Annotated in this window: 6 protein-coding genes; 2 read left to right on the top strand and 4 right to left on the bottom strand. The window is 65.8% G+C overall.

The window, feature by feature from the left end:
* Nucleotides 1-172: helix-turn-helix domain-containing protein (locus VFY73_RS25145; RefSeq protein WP_414654527.1), on the bottom strand; the 172-nt coding region annotated here is incomplete at its 3' end.
* Nucleotides 173-288: 116 nt separating this feature from the next.
* Between VFY73_RS25145 and VFY73_RS25140 the strand changes: the two genes are divergently transcribed.
* On the top strand, nt 289-1,311 hold the full coding sequence (locus VFY73_RS25140; RefSeq protein WP_329724031.1) for an NAD-dependent epimerase/dehydratase family protein: 1,023 nt from the start codon (nt 289-291) through the stop codon (nt 1,309-1,311).
* 199 nt (nt 1,312-1,510) lie between these two features.
* On the opposite strand, the gene VFY73_RS25135 is transcribed toward VFY73_RS25140, so the two are convergent.
* Nucleotides 1,511-2,965: a DUF1501 domain-containing protein gene (locus tag VFY73_RS25135; protein ID WP_329724029.1), complete on the bottom strand. Its 1,455-nt coding sequence runs from the start codon at nt 2,963-2,965 to the stop codon at nt 1,511-1,513.
* A 16-nt stretch (nt 2,966-2,981) separates the two neighbouring features.
* Nucleotides 2,982-4,793: a DUF1800 domain-containing protein gene (locus VFY73_RS25130; RefSeq protein ID WP_329724027.1), complete on the bottom strand. Its 1,812-nt coding sequence runs from the start codon at nt 4,791-4,793 to the stop codon at nt 2,982-2,984.
* 299 nt (nt 4,794-5,092) lie between these two features.
* Between VFY73_RS25130 and VFY73_RS25125 the strand changes: the two genes are divergently transcribed.
* Nucleotides 5,093-5,893 carry a hypothetical protein gene (locus VFY73_RS25125; protein ID WP_329724025.1) on the top strand — a complete coding sequence of 267 codons (801 nt, stop codon included), beginning with the start codon at nt 5,093-5,095 and terminating at the stop codon, nt 5,891-5,893.
* 27 nt (nt 5,894-5,920) lie between these two features.
* Here the strand turns inward: VFY73_RS25125 and VFY73_RS25120 are convergent, their stop codons facing one another.
* Nucleotides 5,921-7,597 carry a carbohydrate-binding protein gene (locus tag VFY73_RS25120; protein ID WP_329724023.1) on the bottom strand — a complete coding sequence of 559 codons (1,677 nt, stop codon included), beginning with the start codon at nt 7,595-7,597 and terminating at the stop codon, nt 5,921-5,923.
* Nucleotides 7,598-7,715: the final 118 nt, after the last annotated feature.

Below are 7,715 nucleotides of genomic sequence, written 5' to 3'. Positions count from 1 at the left end.
CGAAGCCGTCGAACGAGCGGGTGAACAGCTTCAATTGCAGTGCGGTCTCCAGCGCGTCAATGTGACGGCCCAGCGTCGGCTGGGTCAGCCCCAGCACCCGTGCCGCAGCCGACAGAGAACCCTGGTCCAGCACGGCCAGGAAAGAGCGGTACCACTGCCAATCCGGTTCCATGGAGACTATTCAATCATGAATAGCCGCTAGCTGATTCTCGGCAATTTTCTTTTCGCCCGGGGACTCGCAGACTGCTTTCCGTCGCAGGACCGAAACCCCGCTGAAAGGAAACTCCGATGACCACCACTGCAGCCAAGACCGCCCCGAAGATTGCCTTGTTCGGCGCCGCCGGCGTCATTGGCCAGAGCATCGCCACCGCGCTGCGGGCCCAAGGCCGCGCGTACCGCGTCGTCGGTCGCAGCGAAGGCAGCTTGCTGCGCCAGTTCGGCGGCGATGCGCTGGCCGAAGTGAAGACCTGGAACCCCGACTCGTCCGCCTCGGTGCAGGCCGCGGCGGAAGGCATCGACACGCTGGTCTACATGGTGGGCGTCGACTACTGGCGCTTCGAGCTGCACCCGCAGCTGATGCAAAAGACGATCGACGGGGCGATCGCCGCGGGCGTCAAGCGTATCCTGCTGATCGGCACCGTCTACCCGTACGGCCTGCCGCAGACGCCGACGATCCGCGAAGACCATCCGCGGGAGCCGCACACCTTCAAAGGCAAGATGCGCAAGGCACAGGAAGACCTGCTGCTGCAAGCCGCCACGCAAGGCAAGATCGAAGCCGCCGTGCTGCGCCTGCCGGACTTCTACGGCCCCGGCGTCGAAGCCAGCTTCTTGCACGGCGCTGCGACTGCGGCAGTGAACGGCGGCACAGCCAACCTCGTCGGCCCGATCGACACACCCCACGAGTTCGTCTTCGTGCCCGATGTCGGCCCGGTGGTCGCGAAGCTGATCGACACACCGGCGGCTTTTGATGGCCGCCGCGTCTGGCACTTGGCGGGTGCCGGTGTCACCAGCCAGCAGGCGCTGCTGCAGGAGATGGGTCGCCAGGTCGGTCGCGAGATCAAGTGCCGTGTCGCAGGCAAGACGATGCTGCGCGCGCTGGGCCTGTTCAACCCGGTCATGCGCGAGATGGTCGAGATGCACTACCTGCAGACGCAGCCCGTGCTGATGGACGACAGCGCGCTGCAGCGCCTGACCGGTCCGGTCCGCAAGACGCCCTACGCCGAAGGCATCCGCCAGACGCTGCAGGCGGTGCGCGACGGCGTGGTGCCCACGCCGCCGGCCGGTGCCCACCGCGCCGGGGCCGTTGCCTGATGGCGATGTGATTCAGCCATCCGTTCACGGTCAGCCTGTCGACAGGCCGGGGCCGCAGGGTTTCGACAGGCTCAACCTGAACGGGGAGGGTGGTGGCCGTGAGCACCTTGCGGTGCCACTGAGCCACCCGTTCGCCTTGAGCATGTCGAAAGGCCTAAGACCTCAGGGTTTCGACAAGCTCAGCTGACGCGCAATGCCGCTACAGGAACCCCAGGTTGCGCTTGGTCCCGAAGTGCACGAGGTTGGGCAGGATCTTCTCGAGCTGGCCGTCGCCGGCGCCGAACCAGCCCAGCAGCGTGCTGGCGAACTGGTCGACGCTGCTGGTCGGGATCCAGCGGCCCTGCAGCTCCCACGACTCGAAGCCGACGTCGTCCGGCCCGCCCAACTCAAGCTGAGGGTATTTGCCGTAGGTCTCCCCGCCCTTGACCGAGCCGCCGATCACGAGCTGGTGATTGCCCCAGGCGTGGTCGGTGCCGGCGGTCGAGTTCGGTGCGAAGGTGCGGCCAAAGTCGCTCTGTGTGAAGGTCGTGACCTTCGGCGCGAGGCCGAGGTTGACCAGCGCTTGCTGGAAGCAGGCCATCGCATCGCCCAGCTCCTTCAGCAGCGTCGCGTGCAGCCCGAGCAGCGAGTTGTCGCCGATCTGGCCGCTGTGCGTGTCGTAGCCGCCTTGCTGCGCGAAGAAGATCTGCCGGTTGCCTTGCACCTGCGCGTTCGAGCGGATCAGCTTCGCGATCTGGTATAGCTGCTGCCCCATCGACGTGGACAACTTGCCGTCGACGATCAATGGCGCGAAGGCGCTGTCGATGGCGGGCGTGGAATCGGCATCGCCGGGCAGCGACTTGACGATGTCGGCCAGACGCTCCGACATCTCGAAGGCATTGGTCTGTTGCGCGGTGTAGGCCTGGCCGAGCACCAGTGGCTGCGGTTCGGCATACAGCGCGTCGATCGCCTGGCGGCGCAGGCGGTTCGGCTCCCAATCGGTGTCATCGGGGCCGAGGCCATACGCGCCGAAGGTGGCGCCGGGGCCGGGCAGCACCAGCGGCGATGGGCGCATCTCTTCGACGCCGAAGCGGCCGTTGCCGCCGACCGAGATCACCGGGTTCACCGTGCCCAGCACCTTCGACGCACGCCCACCCCAGCCGGTGCGCGTCATCGCGTCGGTGGTGCCTGTTTCCCACTCGATCTGCTGGTCGGCATGCGAGAACAGTGCGTCGGGGATCAGCTCGCTGCCGTCCGGCGCATCGCGGTATTGCTCTTTCGTCAGCGGCTTGTACAGCGGGCCGACGTTGAACACCGGAGCCAGCATGCCGCTGGTCCAGAAGGGCTTCAGCGCGGCGAGCGACGGATGCAGGCCGTAGTTCGAGCCGGTCAACGCGGCCAGGCTCGAGGAGGGCAGGGCCAGCGCGCCGCGCACATTGGCGTATTGCTGGTAGCGAGCCGCGTCGGTTGGAACGACGACGTTCATGCCGTCGTTGCCACCGTACAGGAAGATGCAGACCAGCGCCTTGTAGTCGGCCGCATAGGCCGGCTGGGTACCGAGAGCAAGGTGGCCGAGCGTGGCGGCGCCGAAAGCACCGGCCAGGGTGCCGCCGGCGCGTTGCAACCATTGGCGGCGCGTCAGACGAAGGAGGTGATCGCGAGTGGGGATGTTCATCGTCGGTTCCTCGCGTTCAACGCTGCACCTGGTAGTCGGGCGAACCGAGCACCAGGTAGGCGGCGGCTTTCACACGCTGGGTTTGCCAATTGTTCGGGTCGGTCGTCGGTGACCACCACTTGACCGCCTTCAGCACCTTGGCCCGCGGTGCTTCGGGCAGCAGACGGCCCAGCGTCATCATCGACAGGCCGTCGACCAGCCGCTCGGCGTTTCTCGCATCGTCCAGGAAGGCGGTCAGGTCGACGCGGGTGCCGATCCCGCCGGGCACGTTCGGGTCGGGTGCCGAGCCATTCCAGTCGAGCAGGTAAGTCAGAAAGTTCAGCCGCTCGAGCGCGGTGTTCGAGTTGTGGATGCCGAACTCGGGGCCGACCAGCGAGGTGCTGGAGACGGGGTAGTCGCTCGGGTAGAAGCTGAACACCGATGGCGGGCGGAAGACGGGCTGGCGCAGCAGCTCGGCCCACCAGTAGTACAGCGCGGCGCCGTCGGTGTGGCCGTTCAACGCGCGGATGGAGCCGGTGATGTGAAGGATCGGCTCCCGCAGATGTCCCGCCTTGTCCTGGTCCCAGCGATCACCGCGGGCTTCGCTGTCCAGCAGGATCGCTGCGACCGTGGCCGCCATGTCGCCGATCTTGCCTTCGCCGAACGTGCGCCCGCCACCCTGGAACGTACCGGCCTTGAACGCGCTGGCGACACGGCCGACATATTTGGCCGAAGGGTTGCTCTTGACCAGGTGCTGGATCAGCTTCTTCGCGACGAACGGCGGCGTGTTCGGGTGCTGCATCAGACTGTCGAGCACCTTGCTCAGCGCCTGATTCGAGTTGCTGCCGGCCACGACGAACACGTCGGACAGCAGGCGCCGCTTGCCGTCGTCGCGGAAGGCCGGCGCGGGCGCCATGTCGCCGCCGAAGTAGGGGCAGTTGGCACCGGTCGGCCAGCAGCCCCAGGCCGTCTGGCCGCCGGGCGGGTAGGTCCAGCCGGTCAGTGCAAAGGCGTATTCGCGCACCGTCTCGTTGTTGTAGGTCGGCTTGCACTTTCCGGTGGCCAGCGTCCCGTCCGGGTTCAGCTTGCAGGTACCGATCGAGAACAGCTGCAGCAGCTCCCGCGCATAGTTCTCGTTCGGCAGGGCCTTGTCGTTGTTGACCATGTCGAGGAACTCGCCCATCAGCGGCGACAGGGTCACGCTGCGCAGCAGCTCGCGGTAGTTGCCGAACGCGTTGTCCAGCAGCATGTTCTCGTAGTGGCGCCAGCCGTAGGTGCCGTAGACGGTGTTGCTGCTGATGACGAAGATCTGCTGCAGCGCATGGGCGACGCGCTGGCGCAGCTGATCGGGCTGCTCGATGGCGTTGCGGTAGAAATCCCAAGTCACCGGCTCGACCGAGTAGTAGTCGCGCCAACAGTAGACGTTGTTGATCTGATCGGGCCGACTGCAGTAGAACTCGGGCCGGGTGTTTTTGTGGATCGCGTCGTCGGCGCCGCGGGTGTAGACCGAGCCGGTGGTCTTCATCTGCTTGGCGATCCAGCCGGCGGGGCCCAGTGACTCGATCTCTTCGATCAGCGGGCTGTTCGGCCCGAAGGTGGCCTGCTGTGCGAGCCGCACCGCGTCGGATTGCTCGGCCGTTTCGACGAACGACAGGCCGGCGAACGGGTCGATGCGTTGTTCGCGGCCGGCAGACTGGGCCTGCGCGCGCGAAGCCTCGTCGCCGACGGCTTGAGTGGCGGAGGCGTCGCCGCCCGTGTCGGATCCACCGCATGCCGCCAGCAATACAGCGCTGGCCAAACCGAACCCTGCCCAGCGCCGCATCCGAAAGCGGCCCGATCGTGCACCCATGAACGCCCCTTGTTCACGGCAGCGCCACAGTCCGGGCCACCGGTGCCCGGACTGTGGCCCGTTGCGGAACGCCGCTGTATCCAAACCTAACCTGCCATCTGGGGGATGACGCTTTCTTGGTAACGCAGCTCACAAGTGGAGACGGCTCAAAGGCAGGTCCCGATACGCTGAGGGTCGACACCCCCACGCTTTCTCGTAGGACCATGACACCAATGATTGCTCGCCGTCTCGCTGTGTTGGTCGCCACGAGCTTCGCTGCGCTTCCCGCCGTCGCTGCGAATGATCGGTTCGGCATCCGGATGCTGTACAAAAGCCCGCTGAACGGCAAGCAGTGGGTCTCGAAGTGGGACAACGGCGTGGCTCGCAGTTTCGCCGGCGTCGACCCGCAAGACCCCTGGTTCGATGCCGATCACGGCAACGCCACCTACCAGACCAGCGGCGACGGTGTGCTGAAGATCTCCGGCTCGGTGCCGCGAATGTATGTGCACGATCCTGCAAGGCAGTCCCAATGGCGCAACGTCGAGATCACGATGTACTTCATGCGCGTGGCTGACTCCGGCACGCCATGGGGCGGCATGGTCGCCATGGCGCGCACCAACCACGGCACCATCGGCGACGAGGACGAGAACCTGTGCGACACCCGCGGTATCGCTGCCCGCATGCGCTATGACGGCCACGTCGACTTCGAGAAGGAGACGAGCCACCCCGCTTCGACCGCGATCCTGAACAAGGCGCAGTGGTCGGGTGGCCTGCCGAAGAACGTGTGGATCGGCTACAAGCATGTCGTCTACGACCAAGCCGATGGCAGCGTGCGCCAGGAACTCCACCTCGACACCAGCGGTGGTGCCGACGGTGGCCACTGGCAATTGCTGAACTGGCATGTCGACCGCGGCACCGACTTCGGCGTGGGTGGCAAGCCCTGCGCATCGGGCATCGACCCGGCCGCTGTGCTGACCAAGGCGAAGCAGCGTGCCGGCTCGGAGACCGGCAAGCCCAACGTCACCGTCTACTTCCGCAGCGACGGCGTGGCCAGCAACGGGCTGTTCTACAAATGGGGCAGCGTGCGCGAGATCAAGGCGCCGACGGCCGTGCGCGATTGACGCCGCACGGCCGTTTCGTCGTCGCGCCTACCTCGTGCTGCGTGCGAACGCCAGCCAGTCGAGATTCGCGATGCCGCTGCCGCCCTTGCCGACCAGCACCACGTTGTGCACGCCTGTCGTCGGCTGGATCGGGAACGTGAAGGTCTGGTAGGTCGTCCAGCCGCCGGTGCTGGGCACGGTGATCGATGCGATCAGCGGGCCGCCGGTGCTGTCCAGCCGCACGTCGATCGTCTTGCCGGCGTAGGCCGGGTCGACAGCGAGACGCAGCCGGATCCGGTCCAGCCCCTGGCTGCCGAAGTTGAACGATGCATAGCGGATCCAGTCGCCTTCGTCGAAGAAGCCGATGCCGTTCGAATCGAAGCTGACGCCCTGCTGGTGGTAGAAGTTCTGCGCCTGCAGCTTGTCCTTCGCCGGCCAGGTGCCTTCGTACGGCAGATTGCGGATCAGGCTGTTGGTGCCGGTCAACGCGTTCTTGAACACGGTGTTGAGCATCGTGTTGGCCACCATGTCGTTCTCGACGTCCCAGCGGCGCCACTTCGCCTCGATCGTCGCGTAGCTGTCGGTCGCCACGTTCGGTGTGTTCGCTGCCGCATTCGAATGGTTGTACAGCGCCCAGTTGCCGATGTTCGTGCCCTTGTAGGTCCAGCTGTTCCAGTGCCAGCCGGCGTCGTTGTAGCGCTTGAGCGCGTACTCCCAGCTCGTCTGCAGCGCGAAGAGATTGAACTCGCCGACATGGTGCGGCACGTTGTACCAGGCGTGCGCCTGCTCGTCGGCGACCTTCGCGTCGGTGAAGGCCTTCTGCGATTCGAAGTTCGAATCGTTGCCCCAGTTGTAGTAGTGGAACGAGTAGCAGACATTGGTCCAGCCGTACTCGCTGGGTGGTGTGATCGCCGACCAGTCCCAGATGCCTTCCATGAAGATGATGTGGTTCGGATCGACCGCGCGGATCTCGCGGTAGATGCGGTCGTACATGTCGAGCACTTCGCGCGTCGCCGGCGCCGGGTAGTTCGTCGACGGCTCGTTCAGCAGGTCGTAGCCGGCGACGGTCGAGTTGTCCTTGAAGCGCTGGGCGACGGTGCGCCAGAAGTTCAGCGTCTGCGCCTGGTAGGTGGTGTTGTTCCACAACTCGCCGGAGCCGCCGATCTTGCCGCTGTGGTCGGCGCCGTTCTGCGAGCCGGGCGCGCCGTGCAGGTCGAGGATGACGTAGAGCCGGTGCTTCCTCGCCATCTTGACGACCCACTCGATGCGGCGCAGGTCGGGCCGGCCCTTCGGGTCGAGCTTCCAGCTGCCGTCCTCGTTCATGTGGTTGAGGTAGTAGACCGGCAACCGCACCGCGCTCAGCCCCAAGTCGGACAGGCGGATGAAATCCTTCTCTTGCAGGTAAGTGTCCTGGTAGGCGGCGATCAGCGCGTCGCGGCCCGCATCGCCAAAGCGCTGGCTCAGCGTCTTGCGCATGTTGTAGTCGTCGTTGACGCCGGCCAGCGGCGACATCCATGGCTCGTGCACCTGCCAGCCGCCCAGGTTGACGCCGCGCAGGTAGATCGCGTCGCCGGTGCCGTGCTGGTTGCGGATCAGCCGGCCATCGGTCTTCAGGAAGTTGCTGTGGCCGCTCTGGGCCCAGGCAGCGCCGGCACTCAACGCGAGCGCGACAACGGGCAAGCGGAACAAGGTGGCGGCAAGCCACTGGCGACGGGCAAGTTTCATCGGGCCTCTCCTCGGTTGTTGGCGAGGCGAACCGTACTGGAGAGAAGCCTGCTTGGCATTCGGGTTGGTACCGGTTCCAATTTCGGACTGGCAACAAGGCGTAACCCGGGTGCGGGCC

This window comes from Ideonella sp., assembly GCF_036277275.1.
In the GTDB taxonomy this organism is placed as follows: domain Bacteria; phylum Pseudomonadota; class Gammaproteobacteria; order Burkholderiales; family Burkholderiaceae_C; genus Ideonella.
This window is presented reverse-complemented; position numbering and strand designations above follow the sequence as displayed.